The organism is Pseudomonas sp. H1_D05, from assembly GCF_054682705.1.
Genome location: NZ_CP162825.1, coordinates 3,220,581 through 3,242,471 on the forward strand (window position 1 = coordinate 3,220,581; position 21,891 = coordinate 3,242,471).

Below are 21,891 nucleotides of genomic sequence, written 5' to 3' on the forward strand. Positions count from 1 at the left end.
GTGGGCAATTCCACGGCCAGTTCCTGCCGCTGTTGACCAACAACCCACTCGCCACCCGCCGTGACGCAGCCATGACCGATGGAGTCGCCTGATGAAACAACAAATGGCACTGGGCAGTTTCATCTTCGGCCTCTCGCGCCAGTTTGCGTACCACTCGTTGTTGCGCAAGTCCGATGGCGGCTGGACAGAAATACAGATTCTCACCAGCAAACCCAAATCCAGTCAGACCGGCCAGAAGCCGGAAACCCTGACCATCACCGGCAAGTCGATGTACGCCGTGGCCATGGATCGGCTGGATGAATTGCGCGCCTTGCAGGCCCTGCGAATACCGCTGCCATTGATTGACGGCATAGGCCGCAACTGGGGTTTGTGGCGGATCAACAACGTTCAGGAAACCCAGACCCAGATCATCGATGACGGCACGGCGATGGTCGTCGATTGGGTCATCGAATTGGCGGAGTTCAATAATGCGTAAGGTTCGAAGCGTGGCCGGTGATTCGGTGAATCTGCTGCTCTATCGCGAAACCGGGCGCAGCGATGATTCTGCCGAAGAGGCCCTGTGGAAGCTCAATCCGACCCTCGCCGAGCATGGCCCGGTCCTGTCCGCAGGTGTCTGGGTGGTACTGCCGGAACTCGATACAAAACCCGCCGCGATCAACCCGCTCACAGCCTGGGATTAAGGAGGTTGCATGACACTGGGTTTTACCCCGGCGGTAGAAATCTACGGCTCAAACGCGGCGCTGCTCAATCAACGCCTGATCAGTTGGGAGCACATCGATGCCGCCGGGATCGAGTCTGATCAACTGACTCTGACCGTGGACCTTGAAGGCCTCGACGGGCTGCCGAACCTCGGAGGCCGAATCGGACTGAAGGTCGGCTACCGAGAAACCGAAATGGTCGACAAGGGCCAGTTCAAAGTGATACGGCTGACACCGACGCTGTTCCCGTTCCGCCTGACACTGGTGGCCACAGCTGCACCGTTCAGCAAGGATGACGAGACCGGTTTCAAGCAGCGCCGCACCGCCAGCCATGGTCCAACGACGCTCGGCGGACTGTTTCGCGAACTGGTGTCGCGGCATGGTTTCTCACCGCGAGTTGCCCCCGATGTGTCACTGATACGGATCGAGCACATCGACCAAACCAACGAAACCGACATGGGCTTTCTGACGCGGTTGGCGGCAAAGTACAACGTGGTCGCCAAACCGTACGATCAGATCTACGTGCTGGCGCGACCCGGTCAGACCAAATCACTGTCCGGCAAAGTGCTGGCGAACGTGATCCTGTCGGTGACCAGCAACAATCGGCCGGGTGATCACGCCTTTGTCAGCGCCACGCTGGAAGAGACCGCGCGGGCGCAGAATCAGGGCTGCATAACCCGCTGGCTGGATACTGCTACGGGTATTTTGCAAGAGGTCAAAACCGGGCTTTCGCCGTACAAGATCCTGCGCCAGCACCAACCCAGCGAAGCCGATGCCATCGCCGTGGGAGAAGGCGAAGTGCGCAAAATGCTCCGGCAAAAGTTCAAGGTGAAGATCACCTGCCCCGGCGATCCACGGCTGGCCGCCGAAGGCCTGGTGCTGCTCGATGACACCTGGCCGGACTTCATGCGCGGACGCTGGTCGATCGACAAGGTCACCGCCAGTGGCAATCGCGAGAACAGTTATCGCTGCCTGATCGATGCGTCGTGCCTCGACCCGAAAGCCGAAGCCAAAGACTGATTCCTCAATCTCACAGCGGTGAAGATCCCTGTGGGAGCGAGCTTGCTCGCGAATGCAATCTGACATTCAAAAGAGTCATCGACTGAAACACCGCTTTCGCGAGCAAGTCGAATCGTCGCACCGTCGCTCCCACAGGTTTTGCAGTGCGCTGCAGATCGCATTCATTCTGGAGTATCCCCATGAAGATCACCCCGATCCTCACGCAACTGCGTGGGCAATGCCCTGGCTTTGCCAATCACATTTCGGTGGGTGTCGATCTGGCGCTGCTACAAGGCAACCCGGATCTGCCAACACCTTCGGCCCACGTGCTGCCAATCGCCGATCTGGCCAGCAACAGCACCACACAAAACCTCACCACCCAACCGATCCGCGACCGCTTCGAAATCGTCCTGGTGCTTGACGCCACCGACGCTACAAAAGCGCTGGATCTGTTGCACGACCTGCGCGCCGAGTTGTGGCGCGCGCTGGTCGGTTTCAAACCTGATTCCACCTACAGCGCCATCGTTTACGACGGCGGCGAAATGGTCTCGATCAACAGCAGCCGCGCCTTTTACCGGCTGCGCTTTTTTGCCGAGTTCCAGCTTGGCCGCAATCTGCCGAGTCAGCCTGCGGAGAGTTGGCACGAACGCGAACTGGACGGTTTGTCGTCCTTTACCGGGGCCACCGTGCGGGTCGATGCGATCGACCCGGCCGACCCCAACCTGAAACGCCCGGGCCCCGATGGGCGCGTGGAAATGACTTTCTCTGGAGACGTAACCCCATGAGCAATCGCATCACCGTACTGCCGGCCGCAGGCCGTGTCGTACCGGACCCGGAGGCGGGCGATCTGCTGCCGGCCGAAGGCCGTGAAGTGCTGGACAGCGCCTGGTGGCGCCGACGTCTGGCCGACGGCGATATCACCCTCAAAACCGCACCAGCCAAACAAAAGGGAGCCAAATAATGGCGATCGGATTCAGCAACATCCCTGCGGACATTCGTGTACCGCTGTTCTATGCCGAAATGGACAACTCGGCCGCCAATAGCGCGAGTTCGACCCTGCGTCGTCTGATCGTCGCTCAGGTCAACGACAACATCGCGCCGACGGAAGTCGGCAAACTGGTGCTGGTGTCCAGCGTTGCGCTGGCGAAAAGCATCGGTGGCCAAGGCTCGATGCTCGCCTCGATGTACGAGACCTTCCGCAAGGCCGACCCGATCGGTGAGATCTGGTGCCTGCCGCTGCACAACACCGAAGGCGCGATCGCCAAAGGCGTGCTGACCCTGACCGGCACCGCCACTCAGGCCGGCGTGCTCAATCTGTATGTCGGCGGCGTGCGTGTGCAAGCCACCGTGGTCAACGGTGCCACCGCTGCCCAGGCAGCCACTGCACTGGCGCAAAAAATCAACGCCACCGCCGACCTGCCGGTCAGCGCTGCCGCTGCCGAAGGTGTGGTCACCCTGAACGCCAAATGGACTGGCGACAGCGGCAACGACATCAGCCTGCAATTCAATCGCCTGGGCAAGAGCAACGGCGAAGACACCCCGGCTGGCCTGACCACTGCGATCACCGCCATGACCGGCGGCGCCGGCGTGCCGGATCAAGTGGCGGCGATTGCCGCACTGGGTGATGAGCCGTTCGAGTTCATCGCGCTGCCGTGGTCCGATCTGTCGACGCTCAACACCTGGCAAGCGGTCATGGATGACAGCACCGGTCGCTGGTCGTGGGCCAAGCAACTGTTCGGTCACGTCTACAGCGCAAAACGCGGCACCGTCGGTACGCTGGTCGCCGCAGGCCAGGCCCGTAACGATCAGCACATGACCATTCAGGCGTTGGAGCCGGGCGTTCCGCAACCGTTCTGGGTACAAGCCGCCGCACTGGCTGCACGCACCGCGGTGTTCATCTCTGCCGACGCCAGCCGTCCGACCCAGAGCGGCAGCCTGCCGGGTGTTGATCCGGCACCGGCCAGCGAGCGCTTCACCCTGACCGAGCGTCAGTCGCTGCTCAACTACGGCATCGCCACCGCGTACTACGAGGGCGGTTACGTGCGCATTCAGCGTTCGATTACCACCTACCAGAAAAACGCTTACGGTCAGGCCGACAACTCCTATCTGGACAGCGAAACCATGCACCAGTCGGCGTTCATCGTGCGCCGTCTGCAAAGCGTGATCACCAGCAAGTACGGTCGCCACAAACTGGCCTCCGACGGCACCCGTTTCGGCGCCGGCCAGCCAATCGTCACCCCGGCCACCATTCGCGGCGAGCTGATCGCGCAGTACGCCAAGCTGGAACTCGAAGGCCACGTGGAGAACGCCGAGCTGTTTGCCGAGCACCTGATCGTCGAACGCGACGTGCAGGACCCGAGCCGCGTGAACGTGCTGTTCCCGCCGGATTACATCAACGGTCTTCGCGTGTTCGCACTGCTCAACCAATTCCGTCTGCAGTACGACGACGCGGCTTGATCAGCGCGTTTGACGGCACGTTTTCAGCCCACCTCGCGTGGGCTTTTTTATTCAAGGGAGTAACACCATGGGTCAACTGATTGCAGGCACCTGCTACGTCAAAGTCGACGGCGCACAACTGACCATCAATGGCGGCTGCGAAGCCCCGCTGATGGCGGTCAAACGCGAAACCGTCGTACCCGGCTTCTACAAGGAAACCGACATCGCGCCGTCGTTCAAAGTGACCGCGCTGCACACCGCCGACTTCCCGCTGAAGAAGCTGATTGAAGGCACCGACATCACCGTCACCTGCGAATTCAGCAACGGCAAAGTCTACGTACTGGCCGGCGCCTACCTGGTCGAAGAACCAGTCTCCAAAGGCGATGACGCCACCATCGAACTGAAATTCGAAGGCATCAAGGGGACCTGGCAATGAGCGGCGCCGTGAAGCTTCAGGTTGCGATCGAAGCTCACGGCGAGCCCCTGACCGAACTCGTCCTGCGCCGTCCGACGGTGCAGGAAGTGCGAGCGATCAAGGCGCTGCCGTACAAGATCGACAAGAGCGAAGAAGTCAGCCTCGACATGGACGTGGCGGCCAAATACATCGCCGTGTGCGCCGGTATTCCACCGTCGTCGGTCAACCAGTTGGATCTGGCTGACCTCAATGCGCTGAGCTGGGCCGTTGCGAGTTTTTTCATGAGTGCGGCGTCGGCGCCATCACCGACCTGATCGCCGTCGCCTATGACCTGGCCTGGTTCTGGAAGGTTGACCCCGAACAGATGATGGCCAGGCCACTGGATGTGCTCCGCGAATCGCTGGAGCACGCGCAACGGATCAATGCGATGCAGCAGGTGCAGTGATGGCAGACGAAGAGAAAAAAGTGAAAACGCCGGTGCTGATTACGGGCATCGATGAACTGTCGCCCAAACTCGGCGCCCTGCGAGTCAAGGTCGAGGGTTTCAAGAAAAATCTGGAACAGGCTGGCCTCGGCAAACTGGACATCAGCGGTCTGTTCAAGGGCGGCAGCGTGATCACGCCGTTCGTGGACGGGATCAAATCGGCGGCGGCGTTTCAGGGCAAATTGACCGAAGTCAGCGACACGGCAAAAACCGTCGACCTGCCCGCTACGCCGAAAGCCGCTGCGCAAAACATGAACGTGTTCAGTGCCTCGATGGAAAAGGTTTCCGCCGCCGTGGACGCGGCACTGGTGCCGGCGGTGGGCGCACTGGTGGTCGGGTTGGAACCGATGCTGACCCAGGTCGGCAGCCTGCTCGCCGACAACCCGAAACTGGTTGAAGGCCTGGCGGCGGGGGCGATTGCTTTCTCGGCGATGCAAACCGCCGTTACCGGCATGACCCAGGTGATGGACGTCATGAGCATGGTGCTCAAGACCAATCCGATCATGTTGATCGCGATGGGCATCGCGGTGGCGGCCGGTTTGATTTATGCCAACTGGACGCCGATCAGTGCTTTTTTCAAGGGCATGTGGGAGGGTGTGAAAAACATCGGTGTGAGTGCGATGGCAACGTTGCGCTCGATCCTCGATTGGCGACCGCTGGATGCACTGGCGGCGCTGTGGTCACCGGTCGCGGGATTTTTCTCCGGGATCTGGGACAAGGTCAAAGCGGTCACCGCGCCAGTGATCGACTTTTTCAAATCGGTGTTCTCGTGGACGCCCGCCGGCATGATCCTGGAAAACTGGGCGCCGCTGACCGGTCTGTTTTCGGCAATCTGGGACTTGCTCAAGGCCTTGAGTGTGCCGGTGATGGCGTTCCTCAAAGGTCTGTTCGACTGGACACCGTTGGGGATGATCATCAACAACTGGGGATCGATCACCGGCTTCTTCGCCTCGATCTGGACGGCGCTGCAACCGGCGGCGCAAGCCATCAAGGACTTCTTCGGCACGTTGTTCGACTATTCCCCTGTGGGCATGATCGTCAACAACTGGGGCAGTATCGTGGCCTTCTTCGAACCGGTCTGGGCCGCATTGCAAGCGTCGGCGCAGCAGATCAAAAGCTTCTTCCAGAGTCTGTTCGAATGGTCGCCGCTGGAACAGATCGCCATGTACTGGCAACCGATCAGCGAAGTGTTTTCGGCGCTGTGGGGCGTGGTGCAGGCGTTGGCCGCACCGGTACTCGAGTTTTTGCACAACATGTTCGAATGGACGCCGTTGGGGCAGATCATCAAAAACTGGGGGCCGATCACCGAGTGGTTTGGCGAGTTGTGGCAAAAACTGCAAACCGTGATTGCGCCGATCAAAGAGCTGTTCGACGGCGGCTTTGCCGGACTGATCGCCAAGGTCACCGGCAAGGTTGAAACGTTCACCGAAGCGCAACGCCAGACCAATGCCGAAGGCAAAGGCGAACTGGCACCCGCGTTCTTTGGGGCAACGCCGCAAGCAGCAGCCAACGGTGCACTGCAAAGTGGTTCGTTGCCACAGAGTTCTGGCGCACTGATTCAACAAAGCGCAATCAACAACCGCACGCAACTCGAAGGCGGCCTGACCGTGCGCTTCGAAAATGCGCCGGCCGGATTGCGCACCGATCAACCGCAAACCAATCAACCTGGCCTGGCGCTGTCTTCGCGCATCGGCTATCGCTCGTTGTCGGCAGGAGGTTCCAATGAACTGGCGTGACCGTTTGTTGCCGGCATCCTTTCGTGGTGTCGGCTTCTGGATCGATCAGGCGAAAACCCCGGTCGGTCGCAAAGGTCAGTTGCACGAATACCCGCAACGCGACCTGCCGTATTTCGAGGATCTGGGCCAGCAGGCCAAGACTCACGACATCACGGCATTCATCATCGGCGCCGATTGCCTGGAGCAGCGCGACAAGCTGCTCAAGGCATTGGAGGCGGGCAATGGTGAGCTGGTGCACCCGTGGCTCGGGCGCCTGCAAGTCAAGGTCGGTGAGTGCGACATGACCCATACCCGCCAGGACGGCGGGCTGGTGACGTTCAGTCTGAAGTTCTACCCCGACCGGCCGTTGCCGTTTCCGACCGCCACCGTCAGTACGCAAAAAGTCCTGTTGGCCAAGGCTGACACTTTGCTGGGGTCCGCAGTGTCGCGTTTCGAAGAGGTCATTGTCCGGATTCAAGCGGCACGGATTGGCATTAACAATCTGCGAAACAGCCTGACCGGGGTGTTCGATGTGATTAAGGAACAGCTGAAACCACTGATCGCGCAATACAAGGAAATCACTGAACTGGTCAGAGCCGTCAAGGAGTTGCCCAAGGAAGTGGCGGCGGAGTTCAAGGGGTTGCTCGGCGATATCAAGGAGCTCAAGGCGTTCGCGAAGGAGGGCTACCGTGGCGTGATTGCCGACGTGTCCCAACAACTCGAAGCGATCCGCAAGGCTGATGCGCCGAAGATCACCACGGGCAAGGACACCAATGCGGCGGCGCAAGCCATGGCCGATCTGGTGCAGGACACTCTGATTGTCAAAGTGGCGCAATGGGTTGCCTCAATGCCGGTGGCGGCGAAACCGGTGAAGTTGCTGTCGACCCCTTCCTTGGATCAGCAGTCGAAGCAGCCGATTTCTCGACAGGAAGTACCGGCTACCGACGATTTGCAGGCGCTTCAAAAGGACTTGGTCGAGGCGCTCCAAATGGCCAAAAACAAAGCCGGTCCAGCGCACTATCAGGCTATCAGCGACGTGCAGGATGCTCTGGTGGCGCACCTCAAAGCCGTAGCGTCATCGGGGGTGCGTCTGGTCACCAAGTCGTTTCAGGAAAGTTTGCCGGCACTGGTAGTGGCTTACAAACAATTCAGTGATGCGACACGGGTGACCGAAGTGGTCCAGCGTAACGGAGCGACCAACCCGTTGTACCTGCCACCCAACGACGTGAAAGTCTCTCGGGAGTAGTCATGGACGTAATGGACAACCATGTCACGCTGACCGTCAACAACATGGAATACGGCGGCTGGAAAAGCGTGGAAATCACCGCTGATCTGGAGCGCCAGTTCCGCACCTTCAAACTCGACATCACCTGGCAGTGGCCGGGGCAGACGGTGGATCAGCGGATCAAACCGGGTGACCCCTGCGAAGTGAAAATCGGCCAGGATCTGGTGCTCACCGGCTATGTGTTCAAGGCCCCGATCCGCTATGACGGACGCCAGATCAGCCTGAGCATCGAGGGCAGTTCCAAGACTCAGGATCTGGTCGATTGCGCTGCCAGGAACACGCCGAACCAGTGGCAGGAACAACCGCTGCTGAGCATTGTTCAGGCGCTGGCGATGGAGTACGGGCTGATGGTGGTCAATGAAATCCCCGAGACCGCGCGGCTGACCAAACACACGATTGTGCCGGGAGAAACGGTGTTTCAGTCGATCGACCGTTTGCTCTCGCTGCTGCGGGTGTTTTCCACCGATGACGAGCAGGGTCGGCTGGTGCTGGCCAAGCCGGGCAGCGGTGGGCGGGCCAGTGATGCGCTGGAGCTGGGCAAGAATATTTTGTCCGCCAGCGCGTCGATGGATCAGAGCCAGGTGTTTTCCGAATACCGGGTGATCGGCCAGCAGAAAGGTTCGGACAAGAAGAGCGGGGCGGCAGTCAGCGAGGTTGAATCCAGCGCGACCGATCTGAGCTTCAAACGTCGACGCACCACGATCATCAACGAGGGCACCGCGCTGACGTTCGAACTGGCCCAGCAGCGCGCCCTGTGGGAAAGCGCCACCCGTATGGGCCGGGCGCAGACCACCACCTATCAGGTGCAGGGCTGGCGCCAGTCCAACGGCGATCTGTGGCGCCATAACACGCTGGTCAAGGTCACGGATCCGGTGCTTGGATTTGATGGCGACATGCTGATTTCCAAAGTCACGTATTCGCTGTCGGCGCAAGGCTCGGTGACCACGCTGCAAGTGGCGCCGCCGCATACCTTCGATGCCAATCCGACACCCCCTAAGAAAACTTCAGCCTGACACCCGACCCTGTGGGAGCGAGCTTGCTCGCGAAGGCGTCAGATCAGACACCGCTCTGGTGCTTGTCAGGACGCTTTCGCGAGCAAGCTCGCTCCCACAGGGATCAGCGTCAACCTCACCACTTGAGGACAATTCATGAGCCTACTGACACGCCTGCTGGCGCGCGGCACTGTCGTGCTCGCCAATTCGGCATCCAAGCTGCAATCGCTGCAAATGCGCCTCACCGCCGGCGAAGTGAACGACGACATGGAGCATTTCGAACCCTACGGCTTTACCAGTAACCCGCTGGCCGGCGCCGAAGGTGTCGTCACTTTTCTCGGCGGCGACCGCTCCCACGCCATCGCGCTGGTCATCGCCGACCGCCGTTATCGCCTGCAATCGCTGGCGTCGGGCGAAGTGGCGATCTACACCGACGAAGGCGACAAAATTCACTTCAAGCGCGGGCGGATCATCGACATCGAAACCGCCACGCTGAACATCCGCGCCAGCAGCGCGGTGAACTTCGATACGCCGGTGATCAACCAGACCGGCAAGATCGTTTCCACCGGCGATCAGTTGGCCGGCGGCATCAGCCAGATCAAACACGTGCACGTCGGCGTACAGGCCGGCAGCGGCCAGACCGGCGCGCCGGCAGGAGGCAAGTGATGCTGATCAGCCCAAACCTCCACGCCGCGCTGACCCGCGCCGTACTCATCAGCCTGTTCACCTGGCGTCGCGCCGCCGATGACGACGCCCTCGACGACGAAGAACGTTTTGGCTGGTGGGGCGATACCTTTCCCACCGTCGCCGACGATCGCATCGGCTCGCGGCTGTGGCTGTTGCGCCGGATCAAGCTGACCCGACAAACGCAGATGGACGCCGAGTTCTACGCCCGCGAAGCCTTGCAATGGCTGATCGACGACGGCCACTGCAGCGCCATCGACATTATCAGCGAACGCCTCGACGCCCAGCGCCTGAACCTGCGCACGGTCCTGACCCTGGCCGACGGCGAACGTCTGGACATCAACCCCGATAACAGTTGGCAGGTGATCTATGCCGTTTGAAACCCCTTCGCTGCCGGTGCTGATCAAGCGCACCCAAAGCGACCTGGCCGGCGATTCGCTGCGCCAGTCCGATGCGCAAGTGCTGGCCCGTACCCTCGGTGGCGCGGCTTATGGTCTGTACGGTTATCTCGACTGGATTGCCGAGCAGATCCTGCCCGACAAGGCCGATGAGTCGACCCTGGAGCGCATCGCCGCACTTCGTTTGAACCAACCGCGCAAACCCGCGCAAGTCGCCACCGGCAGCGTCAGTTTTACCGCCACGGCCGGTGCCGTGCTGGATGTCGACACGTTGTTGCAAGCGAGCGATGGCCGCACCTACAAAGTCACCACCGCACGCACCACCGTCAATGGCAGCAACACCACTACCATCGCGGCGTTGGATGCCGGCAGCCTCGGTAATGCCGACGCCGGTCTGGCGCTGACACCGGTGCAACCGATTGCCGGCGTGGTCGGCACCAGTTTTGTGGTGTTGACACCGGGTCTCAGCGGCGGCGTGGCGCGGGAAAGTCTGGAGTCGCTGCGCTCGCGGGTGATTCGTTCCTACCGCGTGATTCCCCACGGTGGCTCGGCCAGTGACTACGAGACGTGGGCGCTGGAAGTGCCGGGCGTAACGCGCGCCTGGTGTCGTGGCGGCCTGCTCGGGCCAGGCACAGTGACGGTGTTCATCATGCGTGATGAAGACCCGCAACCGGTGCCCAACGATGAGCAATTGGCGGAGGTTCAGGACTACATCGAACCGCTGCGTCCGGTGACTGCGGAAGTGCACGTGCAGCGGCCGATTCAGGTGCCGGTGGTGTATCGCTTCAAGAGCGTCAACCCGGACACCACCGCCGTGCGTGCCGCCGTTGAAGCGCAATTGCGCGACCTGCACAACCGTGAGGCCGATCTGGGTGTGCCGTTGCTGATCAGCCATATCCGCGAAGCCATTAGCAGCGCTGGTGGTGAGTACGATCACACGCTGACCGCGCCGGCCGCTGACGTGCCTGCCGGGCAAAGCGAACTGCTCACCTTCGGAGGTTGCGTATGGGGGGCATAAGAACCGCCGCGCAATATCAGGCGCAGCTGCGCGCCTTGCTGCCCAGTGGCCCGGCGTGGGACCCGGAACGGGTGCCGGAACTGGAAGAAGTGCTGCAAGGCGTCGCCGTCGAACTGGCCCGCCTTGATGCCCGCGCCGCCGACCTGCTCAACGAGATGGACCCGGCCGGCGTCAGCGAACTGGTGCCGGACTGGGAACGGGTGATGAACCTGCCCGACCCGTGCCTGGGCGCCACGCCACTGTTCGACGACCGCCGTCTCGCCGTACGCCGGCGCTTGCTGGCGGTCGGCAGCCAGGCCGTCGGATATTACCTCGACATCGCCAAAAGCCAAGGCTACCCCAACGCCACCATCACCGAACTTGAAGCCCCGCGCATGGGCCGCTCGCGTTTCGGCTCGGCGCATTGGGGCACGTGGGAAGCGCAGTTCATGTGGACGCTCAACACCGGCGGCCGCTTGCTGCTTGGCCGGCGTTTCGGCGCGAGCTACTGGGGCGAGCGCTTCGGCGTCAATCCGGGGTCGGCACTGGAATGCCTGATTCATCGCAGCGCACCGGCGCATACCAAGGTGCACATCAATTATGACTAGGGAGGCATGAGCTATGGATTATCCGAAGAGTGTGCCCAGCTCGGGTCTGGTGGATGGCCGGTTCGTCGATGAGAATCCGTTGACCGGCACGCCGGGATCGCTGATTCCGGCGACTTGGGGCAATGCGGTAACCGAGGAGTTGCTGACCGTGATTCGTGCGGCGGGACTGGTGCCCTCCGAGAGTGAGTCGAATCAATTGCTCAGGGCGCTCAAGAGCGTGCTATCGCAGGAAGCCTTGCCCTTCGCCGCGTTGGCATTTCCGACAGTGGCCACGGCGGATGGGCGCATTGCAGTGACCGCTGCCAGCGGCTCGGCGGGTGGCACCGTGTCGGTGCCGGGCGGTGTCCTGGTCAGTCTCTGCGAGGAAGTGACCCTTGGCACTGCGGCCCGCTCGCGTGCGTTGTTGACGCCAGTGTGGGTATCGCCTGCGCTTGACATCAACAGTACCTATTTTCTGCGAATGCAGGTGCGTGACGGGGCGCTGGTTTGCTACACGCAAAAAGGTGCGGATACCGATGCGATCCCGGCGTCGATGAAGGGTGGAACCGGTGTCAGTGGCGGTGGCTTCGATTCCACCTGCATCGACATGTTGATGGCCAGAATAGTGACTACGGCTGCCGGGACCTTGCCTACGCTGACGCTGTTGGCGAACAAGGCTCGCCTTGAGGCTGTTGGTGTCTGGTCTGGTGCCAATGGCAATTACTCGGTGACGTTGAATTGGGCGCGTAAACCCCGTGCCTACCTGGCCGGCATTTTTGACTTCGATGACAACGTCAAAACCGATTACGGCGTGATCAGTGAGGACACGGGCGTCAATTTCGTCGGAACACAGTTCATGCCGGCGGGAGGTTTTACTGATCGCTATATGGGCCGGGTGGCCATTGCTGCGTGGGCACAGAACCTGAGTGCCGCCGGCCGCATGAACGCCCGTGTCCGATGGGAGGTTTGACAATGAAAGCGATGATCGAAAATGGCGTGGTTACCGGTCTTGTGGCGGGTGATATCGATTGCGGTATTGCGGTGCCGGCAGGCACACCTGTTTGCGCCGGTTGGGTCTACAAGGACGACACCTTCAGTGCACCGGCCGATGATTCTGCGCCGCTAGAGGCTACCTCTAGTGTGGAGCGTCTGTGGCGTACGACAGCGCTGACCCAATCGGACTGGCTGGTGACCCGCCATCGCGACGAATTGGATGCCGGAGTTCAGACAAGTCTGAGCAGCAAGCAGTTTGCGAAGTTGCTGGCCCATCGTCAGGCCCTGCGCGATTGGCCCGGCGCCAACGATGCCGCTGACGCCGAATCGCGTCCGCAAGCACCCAAGTGGTTGGCGCGGATGTCCTGACGGCTGCTTGCAAACTTCTTCGCGCATTACCCAAGCCCACTTCAACGTGGGCTTTTTATTTTCAGAAAACAGACCGCGAACAGGTAGACGGAGAACGTTTTGCCGACGCCGGTCATTTGTCATTTCAAAGGAACGAACAACCTATGGATTATCCAAAAAGCGTCCCCAGCGTCGGACTGGTCGATGGCCGCTTCGTCGATGAAAACCCGGTGGCGGGTACGCCGGGGTCTTTGATTCCGGCGGTGTGGGGCAACAGTGTCACTGAAGAAATTTTGAGTGTGGTTACAGGGGGTGGGTTGGTGGCCTCAGAGGCGGATACTAGCCAATTATTCAAAGCGATTCAGTCGATCGTCAGCAACGCCAGCCCAATGCGTTCTGTGATTACTCGGGTTGGAGCGTCCAGGTCATTGACCACCGATGAGTTGGGCTTGGTTCTGATCGATGCCGGGGCCAGCGCACTGACCGTCAGTCTGCCTCCAGCCAATACCAGCTTGGGGGTGCGTGATGTCATTGTGCGGCGCGTCGATAACAGCGGTAACCGCTTGATCGTGAGAAGTGCAAGCGGTGATGCGATCAAGTTTCACACCCACCTAAATGCTTCCGGGTATCCGTTTCTCGTATTGATGGGAGCCGGTGACTGGTGGCATTTGCGCAGTGATACAGCGGGCAATTGGTGGCCAGTCGGTCGTCTGGATGGCTCTTCACTTGGGCACATAGCCTTTGAGACCACATTGGCTGTACTGCCCGGTGGCTATGCCGCGCTGAGTGGTTCCTTAATGAACCGCGCGGAATGGCCATGGCTTTGGGACCACGCGCAGCAGTCGGGGATGTTGCGTTCTGAAACCGATCGCGGCGGTGCGTGGACACCAGGAGACGGCGCCACGACTTTCCGCTTGCCAGAAGCCCGTGGTGAGTTTCTGCGCGTACTGGCCGAGGGCGGTCTGGTCGATACCGGTCGGGCGCCGGGGTCTTGGCAAAAAGGCTCTTTGGTTCAGGGCGACAATGGCATTGGCGACAATATTCTGTTCGCGACACACATCGGTACCCAGAAGACCCAGTTGGGTTTCGATATGGGTAACTACGCCGATTACGCGGGCGCTACCGTCAAATACATCACACCTTCAGAGCTGGTTTCTCCAATCTCGGATGCTGATTTGCTGAACCATGGAGGTATTACGCGCCCCCGCAACATCGCCTATCCCGGGCGCATCAAACTTATCTGAGGTACGTCATGTTCAATTATCTATTTGATGGCTCGGGCGCTCTGTCCGGCCCCGTCGAGTTTCCCGTTACGCCCGGAATCGGGATTCAGCTTCCCGCCAACGCCATCGAACTGATGTACGAGTTGCCCGAGTCGGAAGCCGGTCGCAGTTGGGCGCTCATCAACGGCGTACCCCGTGAAGTGATTGACCGCCGCGGTGTGGTTTATCGCAAGGACGGCGGCGCTCAACAAATCTGGACCGAACTGGGGGAGTTGCCTGACAGCCTGACTGCACAGCGTTGGCCTGGCGAGTTCCATGTCTGGCGGGACAACGCTTGGGTGCTGGATGAGCAGACTCGCCTGGCGAGCGTCAGACAACAAAGCCGCGACTTGCGTGATGTCTTATTGCGCGACGCCGTCCTGCGCATCGCCCCGCTGCAATACGCCGAAGACATCGGCGATGCCAGCCATGACGAACAACTGCTGCTGATCGAATGGAAGCTCTACAGCGTAGAGCTGAACCGTATCGAAAAACAGATCGGTTTCCCCGACGAGATCACCTGGCCGGTCGCTCCCGGCGCAGCCGTAGCCAACTGATTCAGCGCAGGGAACAGTGCAATGGATTATCCAAAAAGTATTCCCGGAGTCGGGCTGGTCAACGGCGGCTTCGTCGATGAAAACCCGGTGGCGGGTACGCCGGGATCGTTGATCCCGGCCGAGTGGGGCAACAGCGTCACACAGGAAATTCTCAATGCGATCAAGGCGGCGGGGCTGACTCCCGATGAGACGAAAACCGATCAGTTGGCGACCGCGATCGGTGCTCTGGTCGACTTCACCAAACTGAGAAACACCCCGACGACCTTGAGTGGCTACGGCATCATCGACGCGGTCGGGCGGCTGCTGGCGGTCCGGCAGATCGAGACGGTCGGGATCACGGTTTACAAGCCCAACCCGAGGGCCAAACGGATTCGTGTACGGCTGGTCGGGGCGGGTGGATCGGGTGGTGGTTGTGCGCCTGTTGCCGCCAGTAATTTACGTATTGGCGGAGGAGGTGGTTCGGGTGCCTATGCGGAGAGTCTGTATGACGTGACTCCACAAATGCTTGCCGGCGTGCCTGTTTCGTTGGGTGCGGGTGGTGCGGTCGGCCCCACGATGGGGCTGGGCGGCGGCGGGGCCTCCTTCGGCTCATTCATGAGCGTGGCAGGCGGGGGCGGTGCACAGATCCTGAACATTGATACCTCAACTTCTGCCTCCGGGTATGTTCAAGGTGGCCTCGGTGGCCAAGACGCGGTGGGTGGCAATCTCGCCAATGCACGTGGCATCACCGGTGGCTACGCAATGTTCAACGCTAACTGGGGAATGCTCTCCGGAGGTGGAGCCGCGAGTCCGTTCGACGGAGGCGGTCCATACAAGGGCGTACACAATCCGGGAGTAACAGGCATCCGTGGCTCGGGAGGCAGCGGTTCATGCTCATCACATCTGACAAATTCCTTCGTGGGCGGTGCCGGCGGCAACGCCTTTTGTGAAATCTGGGAGTACGAATAATGGCCCGTTATGCACGAGTGGAAAATGGTGTCGCCGTGGAGCTGATCGATACCGGTGACTATGCGATCGCCCAACTGTTTGCCCCCGCTTTCGTCGAGACGATGGTGCAGGTGCCGGAGGGCATGCACGTTGATATCGGCGCGCCCCTCAGTGAACTGCGCCATGAGCTCGCGCCGTTACCGGTCATGGGCAATCCTGTCGTCATTCCTGAAACTGTCGTCGAGGAGCAAGAGCCTTTGACGGCAGCGCGAACGTGGCGTCAGTCCAGTCTGTCGGCCACTGAATGGTGGGTGACGCGGCATCGCGACGAACAGGCGCTGGGGCGTGGGACGACGCTCAAGGCCGCGCAGTATCTGGAGTTGCTGGAGTACCGCCAGGCGCTGCGTGACTGGCCTGAGGCTAAAGGTTTCCCGACGGCGGTTTCTCGCCCGACAGCACCGCAATGGTGGGGCGCCAATGCGGATTGACTGGTCTCAGGCATTTTTAAACAAGGAGTTGAATCATGGATTATCCAAAGAGTGTTCCTAGCGCCGGGTTGGTAGATGGCAAGTTTGTCGATGAAGATTTACTGACGGGCAAGCCAGGGTCGTTGATTCCGGCCAGTTGGGGTAATGGTGTTACGCAAGAGTTGTTGACGGTCATCCAGAGCGCAGGGCTGACACCGACGGAGGCCGCCAATAATCAACTGCTCAGTGCGCTGCGCAGCAACAACCTGTTCGTCACGGCGCCGCAATTCAATCAAGGCAAAGCGGTTGCCACTACCGAGTTCGTCGCCCGCGCGGGTCTGCAGTTTTCCGGCTTCGTTTCTTACCCGACCAGCACTGTCCTGACCGTAGCCCACGTGGGGGGCGTGGCGAGTTTCGCCAGCGCAACGCCGATCACGGCAACGTTGCCCTCCATCAATGGCATTGCCCATGCCAGCACGCTACACGTGATCAATGCGGGCAACGGTGTTCTGACCATCAACCCCGCAGCAAACGAGCAAATTGAAACCTGCAACGGCACGTTCGGGTCGCTGAAACTCGGACTCGGCGACTCCGCATGCCTGATCAAACTGGCGAGCCAATGGCGGCTGTACGGAGGGTCGATCAGCGATCGTTATGCCACGGCCCATTCGGGCGTCTATGGCAACGTCGGTTACCAACGGTTTGCCAGCGGCAACATTGAGCAATGGGGTGTCGGCACAACTGATGCGAAGGGCGAAGTCGACGTTATTTTCCCAATCTCTTTTCCTACAGCCTTTTCTTCTCTGGTGGCCACTCATGCCGGCGGTGACGGGGCGATGGTCATCCTGATTGCGGGTTCTGGAAAGCAACAAGGCTGCAAGCTCAAGGTTCGTGATTACAGCGGCAGCGTCGCTGCGGGTTGGGGCATCAATTATTACGCAAAGGGCTATTGAATGAATCCGTTCAACGTTTTGTTCAGCGCCAGCACCCGGGGCGTTTATGTACCGGGTATCAACTCAACTGACATTCCCGACGATGTCATCGAGATTCCTCAGACTTACTGGATCTCGCTGCTGCAGCAATTGGCCGTTGCGGCAAAAGTGATCGGCGTGCGTGCGGATAACGGCTATCCGATTCTGGTCGATCCTGCGCCTCCTTCGGCCGATGAAGCGGCTGACGCCGAGCGCCGTTGGCGCACTGCGCAACTGGCCGCCACCGACGGGTTGGTGGCGCGTGATCGCGATGAGTTGGAAGACGGCGGCGGCACGACGCTGACCACAGAGCAATATGCCCAATTGCAGACGTATCGCCGTGAATTGCGCGACTGGCCGCAGGGTTCCTTTTTTCCGTTCGGCGAGCATCGGCCGGTAGCGCCGAAGTGGTTGGCTGCTGCGCTGTAAGTCATCAGGGAAGTTGAAATGGATTATCCAAAAAGCGCTCCCAGCGTCGGGCTGGTGAACGGCAAGTTCGTCAATGAAGATGTTGTCGCGGGATTGCCCGGATCGTTGATCCCGGCGACCTGGGGCAACAGCGTTACCGATGAATTGTTGAACGTCGTCAAATCTGCGGGTCTTGAACCAAACGAAACCGATGCGACGCAGCTATTGCAGGCGCTGAAAAAAATCAGTCAGGCCGGTGAAGGCAAGCATGCGACCGATATCGGCGCCGCCAATCTGTACATGGCCAACTACGTGCCGGTCATCACTACGTTGAAGGACGGTCTGGCGCTGCGCTTTACCGCTGGTAATGCCAACACTGGAGCCAGCACGTTCGCACCGAATGGCTTGCTGCCCAAGCCGTTATTGAGCCTTGGACAGAGTGCATTGCGGCCAGCGGAGATTGTCGGCAGCAGTGTGTGTTCGGTGGTGTACAGCGCGGCGCTGGACAGTTGGGTGCTGGTGTATGCGAGCGGTGGTAATGCTGCGAGCGGCCGGTTGTTGGGGGTAAAGACGTTTACCGTATCCGGCACCTATGAGCCGATAGCCGGGACGAAGCACGTTCTGGTCAAGGTTGTGGGCGGTGGTGGTGGAAGTGCGGGAGTCGGGGCGACCACAACTTCCCAATATGCAACCGTGGGTGGCGGCGCCTCCGGTAGTTATGCTGAAGCGTGGTTACCTTCCGAGGCGCTTGGTTCTCGTCAGGCTGTCACTGTGGGGGCTGGGGGAAGCGCGGGACAGGCCGCGGCGAATGCCGGGGGAGGAGGCACCAGCTCTTTCGGCTCGCTGGTTTCGGCTGCCGGTGGTGGAGGGTCGCCGTGGATTGGCTTTGTTGCGAACCAGGGGATGGGACTTTATACCGGAGGCTATCCCGGCCAGTCAGCCAGTGGAGGCAACATCGTCAACAGCGCGGGAAACGCGGGCGCTCCCGGGATCTCTGTCAACGGCTCGACCCTTGCTGGGCACGGTGGCAGCTCGCCGTTGGGTGGAGGCGGTTTTGGCAACAGCGCAGCAGGCTCTCTGGCCGCACCAGGCTCCGGTTTCGGTTCCGGTGCGGGAGGAATTGCCAACGCACCCAGTCAACCTGGCAGACCTGGTGGCGCAGGTGCTTCAGGCGCCGTGATCATCTACGAGTACGCCTGATGAAAACCTACGCACGCATCGTCAACTGCACTGTGGTCGAACTGTTCTCCACCGAAGGCAATATGGCCGAGATGTTTCACCCGGATCTGCTTTGGGTCGACATCACTGAAATCACTCCAGCACCGCAAATCGACTGGACCGCCAACTTCGGCACCCTCGGTTGGGTGTTTGCATTACCCGAAGAACATACGCCGGACGGCACCCTGAAAACTCTGGCAAAAAAATGGCTGACAGGCATTAACCGTCAACCGTGATTCAATCGGGGCAATATCCAGGGAGGATCAAGCATTATGCAAATAACTGAAAGCAACCTTATCGACATCATGCCTAACGCCCGCTCCCAAGCGGGCGTTTTTGTTTCTGCACTCAACAGCGCGATGGCGCGCCGTCACATCGACTCGCCCAAACGCGTCGCGGCGTTCCTTGCGCAAGTCGGTCACGAGTCCGGGCAATTGCGCTACGTGCGCGAACTGGGCAACAACCAATACCTGAGCAAATACGACACCGGTACGTTGGCCTTGCGTCTGGGCAACACACCAGAGGCTGACGGCGACGGGCAAAAATACCGCGGACGCGGGTTGATCCAGATTACCGGCTGTTCGAATTACCGTCAGTGCAGCCTCGGCCTGTTCGGCGATGAGCGTCTGTTGTCCCTGCCCGAACTGCTCGAACAGCCACAATGGGCCGCCGAGTCTGCGGCATGGTTCTGGGAACAGAACGGCTTGAACGAACTGGCCGATCGCGACCAGTTCAACACCATCACCCGGCGCATCAACGGCGGGTTGAACGGCCTGCAGGATCGCCTGGAAATCTGGGCGCGGGCGAGGGCGGTGCTATGCCAATCCCCTGGCGAGTGATCGGCATCTTATTGCTGGCCGCTGCTGCGTTTGCAGCGGCCTGGCAATTTCAGGAGTGGCGCTACGGCCGACAGCTGGCCGAGCAGGCCCGGTTAAACGCCGAAACCCTTAATCAACTGACGCAGACCGCCGCCACCGCGCAACAGGCCGAGCAGGATAAACGCCTGGCGCTGGAGCAGCGGCTCGCGACCAGTGAACAAACCCATTATCGAGCGCTGAGCGATGCCCAACGTGATCAGGATCGCCTGCGCGATCGTCTTGCCACTGCTGATGTGCGCCTGTCAGTCCTTCTCGACGCCAGCGACATCGCCCCAGGCTGCAACGTGCCAGCCACCGCCGGCGCCGGCCGCGTGGATCATGCAACCGTACGCGCCCGACTTGACCCGGCGCATGCTCAACGAATTATCGCCATCACCGACACCGGCGACCGTGGACTGATCGCCTTGCAGGCGTGTCAGGCGTATATCAGAGCGCTGGCGCCCGAACATTTTGAATGAGTCTGTGTATTGAAAGCGCAACCGGCTCGTGTACGGTGGAGGCATTCCACACGATCCGGAGCACGCCGTGAAAGAGATCACTCAACTGGCCGCCGACCTTGGCCGACGTCTGCAACTGCTCAATGCCCACGTCACCACCGCTGAATCCTGTACCGGTGGCGGGATTGCCGAAGCCATCACGCGGATCCCGGGCAGTTCGGCGTGGTTTGAGGCTGGCTACGTCACGTATTCCAACCGGCAGAAAACTCAGCAACTGAATGTGCCGGTCGAGCTGTTCGAAACAGTCGGGGCGGTCAGCCGCGAGGTGGTCGAGGCGATGGTACGTGGTGCCCAGGACAAAAGCCTGGCGCGATTTGCCGTAGCGGTCAGCGGTGTCGCCGGGCCGGACGGTGGCTCGCCGAACAAGCCGGTCGGTACGGTGTGGCTGGCGTGGGGCGTTGGCGAGACGGTCACCACTGAGGTTCAGCACTTTCCCGGCAACCGCGATGAAGTCCGCCGACAAACGGTGAAGGCCGCGCTAGAGGGGCTCTTGCGACTAGCGGCACGAGAAATCGAAAATCAGGGGTAGGCGATCCGCGAACGCTGTGGAATAATACTGGCTACTTATACAGGTGTTGGCCGTCAGGCCTTATTGATTACGTGAGGACTTTAATGGACGACAACAAGAAGAAAGCCTTGGCTGCGGCCCTGGGTCAGATCGAACGTCAATTCGGCAAGGGTGCCGTGATGCGTATGGGCGATCAAGACCGTCAGGCGATCCCGGCTATCTCGACTGGCTCTCTGGGTCTGGACATCGCGCTCGGCATTGGCGGTCTGCCAAAAGGCCGTATCGTTGAAATCTACGGTCCTGAATCTTCCGGTAAAACCACGCTGACCTTGTCCGTGATCGCTCAGGCGCAAAAAGCCGGCGCGACCTGCGCATTCGTCGACGCCGAACACGCCCTCGATCCTGAATACGCCGGCAAGCTGGGCGTCAACGTCGACGACCTGCTGGTGTCCCAGCCGGACACCGGCGAACAGGCGCTGGAAATCACCGACATGCTGGTGCGCTCCAACGCTGTTGACGTGATCATCGTCGACTCCGTGGCAGCCCTGGTACCGAAGGCTGAAATCGAAGGCGAAATGGGTGACATGCACGTGGGCCTGCAAGCCCGTCTGATGTCCCAGGCGCTGCGTAAAATTACCGGTAACATCAAGAACGCCAACTGCCTGGTGATCTTCATCAACCAGATCCGTATGAAGATCGGCGTGATGTTCGGCAGCCCGGAAACCACTACCGGTGGTAACGCGCTGAAGTTCTACGCTTCGGTTCGTCTCGACATCCGCCGTACCGGCGCGGTGAAGGAAGGCGACGAAGTGGTCGGCAGCGAAACCCGCGTCAAGGTTGTGAAGAACAAGGTCGCTTCGCCGTTCCGTCAGGCCGAGTTCCAGATTCTTTACGGCAAAGGCATTTACCTCAATGGCGAGATGATCGACCTGGGCGTGCTGCACGGTTTCGTCGAGAAGTCCGGCGCCTGGTATGCCTACGAAGGCACCAAGATCGGTCAGGGCAAGGCCAACTCGGCCAAGTTCCTGGCGGACAATCCGGAAATCGCCGCGAAGCTCGAGAAGCAACTGCGTGACAAGCTGCTTACTCCAGCCGTGATCGACTCCAAGGCCTCAGCAGTCAAAGAGACTGAAGACGACCTGGCCGACGCTGACATCTGATTGCAGC

29 protein-coding genes are annotated in these 21,891 nt (G+C 60.4%); all 29 read left to right on the plus strand.

Annotated features, from left to right (window positions below; genetic code table 11):
* The first annotated feature begins 91 nt into the window (after window positions 1-91).
* Entirely contained in the window at window positions 92-475 is a 384-nt protein-coding gene (locus AB4O11_RS14405) for a phage tail protein (RefSeq protein ID WP_116254554.1), read from the plus strand.
* Window positions 468-680: a tail protein X gene (locus AB4O11_RS14410; RefSeq protein WP_099758144.1), complete on the plus strand. Its 213-nt coding sequence runs from the start codon at window positions 468-470 to the stop codon at window positions 678-680. The genes AB4O11_RS14405 and AB4O11_RS14410 overlap by 8 nt, the downstream gene beginning before the upstream one ends.
* 9 nt (window positions 681-689) lie before the next feature.
* Window positions 690-1,718, plus strand: a complete 1,029-nt coding sequence (locus tag AB4O11_RS14415) for a phage late control D family protein (RefSeq protein ID WP_460090019.1) — start codon at window positions 690-692, stop codon at window positions 1,716-1,718.
* A gap of 179 nt (window positions 1,719-1,897) precedes the next feature.
* Window positions 1,898-2,482 carry a phage tail terminator protein gene (locus tag AB4O11_RS14420; RefSeq protein ID WP_460131014.1) on the plus strand — a complete coding sequence of 195 codons (585 nt, stop codon included), beginning with the start codon at window positions 1,898-1,900 and terminating at the stop codon, window positions 2,480-2,482.
* On the plus strand, window positions 2,479-2,658 hold the full coding sequence (locus AB4O11_RS14425; protein ID WP_093436496.1) for a DUF2635 domain-containing protein: 180 nt from the start codon (window positions 2,479-2,481) through the stop codon (window positions 2,656-2,658). The genes AB4O11_RS14420 and AB4O11_RS14425 overlap by 4 nt, the downstream gene beginning before the upstream one ends.
* The gene (locus AB4O11_RS14430; protein WP_095119258.1) at window positions 2,658-4,154 is read left to right on the plus strand and encodes a phage tail sheath subtilisin-like domain-containing protein; all 1,497 of its coding nucleotides are present in this window, start codon (window positions 2,658-2,660) and stop codon (window positions 4,152-4,154) included. The genes AB4O11_RS14425 and AB4O11_RS14430 overlap by 1 nt, the downstream gene beginning before the upstream one ends.
* A 67-nt stretch (window positions 4,155-4,221) precedes the next feature.
* The gene (locus tag AB4O11_RS14435) at window positions 4,222-4,569 is read left to right on the plus strand and encodes a phage tail tube protein (protein WP_007908779.1); all 348 of its coding nucleotides are present in this window, start codon (window positions 4,222-4,224) and stop codon (window positions 4,567-4,569) included.
* The gene (locus AB4O11_RS14440) at window positions 4,566-4,862 is read left to right on the plus strand and encodes a phage tail assembly protein (RefSeq protein ID WP_007908778.1); all 297 of its coding nucleotides are present in this window, start codon (window positions 4,566-4,568) and stop codon (window positions 4,860-4,862) included. The genes AB4O11_RS14435 and AB4O11_RS14440 overlap by 4 nt, the downstream gene beginning before the upstream one ends.
* A gap of 130 nt (window positions 4,863-4,992) precedes the next feature.
* Window positions 4,993-6,768: a phage tail tape measure protein gene (locus AB4O11_RS14445; RefSeq protein WP_460131017.1), complete on the plus strand. Its 1,776-nt coding sequence runs from the start codon at window positions 4,993-4,995 to the stop codon at window positions 6,766-6,768.
* Window positions 6,755-7,993, plus strand: a complete 1,239-nt coding sequence (locus AB4O11_RS14450) for a DNA circularization protein (protein WP_093436487.1) — start codon at window positions 6,755-6,757, stop codon at window positions 7,991-7,993. Before AB4O11_RS14445 ends, AB4O11_RS14450 begins: the two co-directional genes overlap by 14 nt.
* A 2-nt stretch (window positions 7,994-7,995) precedes the next feature.
* Complete coding sequence (locus AB4O11_RS14455) at window positions 7,996-9,045, plus strand: phage baseplate assembly protein (protein WP_116254551.1); 1,050 nt, start codon at window positions 7,996-7,998, stop codon at window positions 9,043-9,045.
* Window positions 9,046-9,180: 135 nt separating this feature from the next.
* On the plus strand, window positions 9,181-9,690 hold the full coding sequence (locus tag AB4O11_RS14460) for a phage baseplate assembly protein V (RefSeq protein WP_093436481.1): 510 nt from the start codon (window positions 9,181-9,183) through the stop codon (window positions 9,688-9,690).
* The gene (locus AB4O11_RS14465) at window positions 9,690-10,088 is read left to right on the plus strand and encodes a phage GP46 family protein (protein ID WP_460090022.1); all 399 of its coding nucleotides are present in this window, start codon (window positions 9,690-9,692) and stop codon (window positions 10,086-10,088) included. The genes AB4O11_RS14460 and AB4O11_RS14465 overlap by 1 nt, the downstream gene beginning before the upstream one ends.
* Window positions 10,078-11,124: a baseplate J/gp47 family protein gene (locus AB4O11_RS14470; protein WP_116254550.1), complete on the plus strand. Its 1,047-nt coding sequence runs from the start codon at window positions 10,078-10,080 to the stop codon at window positions 11,122-11,124. The genes AB4O11_RS14465 and AB4O11_RS14470 overlap by 11 nt, the downstream gene beginning before the upstream one ends.
* Window positions 11,112-11,711 carry a YmfQ family protein gene (locus tag AB4O11_RS14475; RefSeq protein WP_127926056.1) on the plus strand — a complete coding sequence of 200 codons (600 nt, stop codon included), beginning with the start codon at window positions 11,112-11,114 and terminating at the stop codon, window positions 11,709-11,711. The genes AB4O11_RS14470 and AB4O11_RS14475 overlap by 13 nt, the downstream gene beginning before the upstream one ends.
* Window positions 11,712-11,724: 13 nt before the next feature.
* The gene (locus AB4O11_RS14480; RefSeq protein WP_460090023.1) at window positions 11,725-12,660 is read left to right on the plus strand and encodes a P1/P2 acidic ribosomal protein; all 936 of its coding nucleotides are present in this window, start codon (window positions 11,725-11,727) and stop codon (window positions 12,658-12,660) included.
* A gap of 2 nt (window positions 12,661-12,662) precedes the next feature.
* The gene (locus tag AB4O11_RS14485) at window positions 12,663-13,052 is read left to right on the plus strand and encodes a hypothetical protein (RefSeq protein ID WP_460090024.1); all 390 of its coding nucleotides are present in this window, start codon (window positions 12,663-12,665) and stop codon (window positions 13,050-13,052) included.
* Window positions 13,053-13,195: 143 nt separating this feature from the next.
* Window positions 13,196-14,275, plus strand: coding sequence for a phage tail protein (locus AB4O11_RS14490; RefSeq protein WP_460090025.1), 1,080 nt, complete (start codon window positions 13,196-13,198; stop codon window positions 14,273-14,275).
* An 8-nt stretch (window positions 14,276-14,283) separates the two neighbouring features.
* Window positions 14,284-14,850, plus strand: coding sequence for a tail fiber assembly protein (locus tag AB4O11_RS14495; protein WP_460127272.1), 567 nt, complete (start codon window positions 14,284-14,286; stop codon window positions 14,848-14,850).
* Window positions 14,851-14,871: 21 nt separating this feature from the next.
* Window positions 14,872-15,798, plus strand: a complete 927-nt coding sequence (locus AB4O11_RS14500) for a glycine-rich domain-containing protein (RefSeq protein ID WP_460090027.1) — start codon at window positions 14,872-14,874, stop codon at window positions 15,796-15,798.
* Window positions 15,798-16,265: a phage tail assembly chaperone gene (locus AB4O11_RS14505; RefSeq protein ID WP_460127275.1), complete on the plus strand. Its 468-nt coding sequence runs from the start codon at window positions 15,798-15,800 to the stop codon at window positions 16,263-16,265. The genes AB4O11_RS14500 and AB4O11_RS14505 overlap by 1 nt, the downstream gene beginning before the upstream one ends.
* Window positions 16,266-16,300: 35 nt before the next feature.
* The gene (locus AB4O11_RS14510) at window positions 16,301-17,197 is read left to right on the plus strand and encodes a gp53-like domain-containing protein (RefSeq protein WP_093436451.1); all 897 of its coding nucleotides are present in this window, start codon (window positions 16,301-16,303) and stop codon (window positions 17,195-17,197) included.
* A complete protein-coding gene (locus tag AB4O11_RS14515) occupies window positions 17,198-17,644 on the plus strand; it encodes a tail fiber assembly protein (RefSeq protein ID WP_093436448.1) in 447 nt (148 codons plus the stop codon).
* 18 nt (window positions 17,645-17,662) lie between these two features.
* On the plus strand, window positions 17,663-18,823 hold the full coding sequence (locus AB4O11_RS14520; protein ID WP_460127277.1) for a glycine-rich domain-containing protein: 1,161 nt from the start codon (window positions 17,663-17,665) through the stop codon (window positions 18,821-18,823).
* The gene (locus tag AB4O11_RS14525; protein WP_460127279.1) at window positions 18,823-19,077 is read left to right on the plus strand and encodes a hypothetical protein; all 255 of its coding nucleotides are present in this window, start codon (window positions 18,823-18,825) and stop codon (window positions 19,075-19,077) included. Before AB4O11_RS14520 ends, AB4O11_RS14525 begins: the two co-directional genes overlap by 1 nt.
* Window positions 19,078-19,113: 36 nt before the next feature.
* Window positions 19,114-19,680 (plus strand): glycoside hydrolase family 19 protein, encoded by a 567-nt coding sequence (locus AB4O11_RS14530; protein ID WP_460127281.1) that lies wholly within the window; start codon window positions 19,114-19,116, stop codon window positions 19,678-19,680.
* A complete protein-coding gene (locus tag AB4O11_RS14535) occupies window positions 19,659-20,177 on the plus strand; it encodes a lysis system i-spanin subunit Rz (protein ID WP_116254540.1) in 519 nt (172 codons plus the stop codon). Before AB4O11_RS14530 ends, AB4O11_RS14535 begins: the two co-directional genes overlap by 22 nt.
* 67 nt (window positions 20,178-20,244) lie before the next feature.
* Window positions 20,245-20,745: a CinA family protein gene (locus AB4O11_RS14540; protein ID WP_093436433.1), complete on the plus strand. Its 501-nt coding sequence runs from the start codon at window positions 20,245-20,247 to the stop codon at window positions 20,743-20,745.
* A gap of 83 nt (window positions 20,746-20,828) precedes the next feature.
* Window positions 20,829-21,884: a recombinase RecA gene (gene recA, locus AB4O11_RS14545; RefSeq protein ID WP_007908746.1), complete on the plus strand. Its 1,056-nt coding sequence runs from the start codon at window positions 20,829-20,831 to the stop codon at window positions 21,882-21,884.
* The last annotated feature ends 7 nt before the right edge of the window (window positions 21,885-21,891 follow it).

Coding starts and splice junctions, on each gene's coding strand:
- AB4O11_RS14455 (WP_116254551.1), top strand. CDS start 7,996: ATGGACGTAATGGACAACCATGTCACGCTGACCGTCAACAACATGGAA.
- AB4O11_RS14510 (WP_093436451.1), top strand. CDS start 16,301: ATGGATTATCCAAAGAGTGTTCCTAGCGCCGGGTTGGTAGATGGCAAG.
- AB4O11_RS14450 (WP_093436487.1), top strand. CDS start 6,755: ATGAACTGGCGTGACCGTTTGTTGCCGGCATCCTTTCGTGGTGTCGGC.
- AB4O11_RS14440 (WP_007908778.1), top strand. CDS start 4,566: ATGAGCGGCGCCGTGAAGCTTCAGGTTGCGATCGAAGCTCACGGCGAG.
- AB4O11_RS14475 (WP_127926056.1), top strand. CDS start 11,112: ATGGGGGGCATAAGAACCGCCGCGCAATATCAGGCGCAGCTGCGCGCC.
- AB4O11_RS14420 (WP_460131014.1), top strand. CDS start 1,898: ATGAAGATCACCCCGATCCTCACGCAACTGCGTGGGCAATGCCCTGGC.
- AB4O11_RS14485 (WP_460090024.1), top strand. CDS start 12,663: ATGAAAGCGATGATCGAAAATGGCGTGGTTACCGGTCTTGTGGCGGGT.
- AB4O11_RS14430 (WP_095119258.1), top strand. CDS start 2,658: ATGGCGATCGGATTCAGCAACATCCCTGCGGACATTCGTGTACCGCTG.
- recA (WP_007908746.1), top strand. CDS start 20,829: ATGGACGACAACAAGAAGAAAGCCTTGGCTGCGGCCCTGGGTCAGATC.
- AB4O11_RS14460 (WP_093436481.1), top strand. CDS start 9,181: ATGAGCCTACTGACACGCCTGCTGGCGCGCGGCACTGTCGTGCTCGCC.
- AB4O11_RS14525 (WP_460127279.1), top strand. CDS start 18,823: ATGAAAACCTACGCACGCATCGTCAACTGCACTGTGGTCGAACTGTTC.
- AB4O11_RS14505 (WP_460127275.1), top strand. CDS start 15,798: ATGGCCCGTTATGCACGAGTGGAAAATGGTGTCGCCGTGGAGCTGATC.
- AB4O11_RS14520 (WP_460127277.1), top strand. CDS start 17,663: ATGGATTATCCAAAAAGCGCTCCCAGCGTCGGGCTGGTGAACGGCAAG.
- AB4O11_RS14495 (WP_460127272.1), top strand. CDS start 14,284: ATGTTCAATTATCTATTTGATGGCTCGGGCGCTCTGTCCGGCCCCGTC.
- AB4O11_RS14500 (WP_460090027.1), top strand. CDS start 14,872: ATGGATTATCCAAAAAGTATTCCCGGAGTCGGGCTGGTCAACGGCGGC.
- AB4O11_RS14535 (WP_116254540.1), top strand. CDS start 19,659: ATGCCAATCCCCTGGCGAGTGATCGGCATCTTATTGCTGGCCGCTGCT.
- AB4O11_RS14435 (WP_007908779.1), top strand. CDS start 4,222: ATGGGTCAACTGATTGCAGGCACCTGCTACGTCAAAGTCGACGGCGCA.
- AB4O11_RS14415 (WP_460090019.1), top strand. CDS start 690: ATGACACTGGGTTTTACCCCGGCGGTAGAAATCTACGGCTCAAACGCG.
- AB4O11_RS14490 (WP_460090025.1), top strand. CDS start 13,196: ATGGATTATCCAAAAAGCGTCCCCAGCGTCGGACTGGTCGATGGCCGC.
- AB4O11_RS14465 (WP_460090022.1), top strand. CDS start 9,690: ATGCTGATCAGCCCAAACCTCCACGCCGCGCTGACCCGCGCCGTACTC.
- AB4O11_RS14425 (WP_093436496.1), top strand. CDS start 2,479: ATGAGCAATCGCATCACCGTACTGCCGGCCGCAGGCCGTGTCGTACCG.
- AB4O11_RS14470 (WP_116254550.1), top strand. CDS start 10,078: ATGCCGTTTGAAACCCCTTCGCTGCCGGTGCTGATCAAGCGCACCCAA.
- AB4O11_RS14515 (WP_093436448.1), top strand. CDS start 17,198: ATGAATCCGTTCAACGTTTTGTTCAGCGCCAGCACCCGGGGCGTTTAT.
- AB4O11_RS14530 (WP_460127281.1), top strand. CDS start 19,114: ATGCAAATAACTGAAAGCAACCTTATCGACATCATGCCTAACGCCCGC.
- AB4O11_RS14480 (WP_460090023.1), top strand. CDS start 11,725: ATGGATTATCCGAAGAGTGTGCCCAGCTCGGGTCTGGTGGATGGCCGG.
- AB4O11_RS14445 (WP_460131017.1), top strand. CDS start 4,993: ATGGCAGACGAAGAGAAAAAAGTGAAAACGCCGGTGCTGATTACGGGC.
- AB4O11_RS14410 (WP_099758144.1), top strand. CDS start 468: ATGCGTAAGGTTCGAAGCGTGGCCGGTGATTCGGTGAATCTGCTGCTC.
- AB4O11_RS14405 (WP_116254554.1), top strand. CDS start 92: ATGAAACAACAAATGGCACTGGGCAGTTTCATCTTCGGCCTCTCGCGC.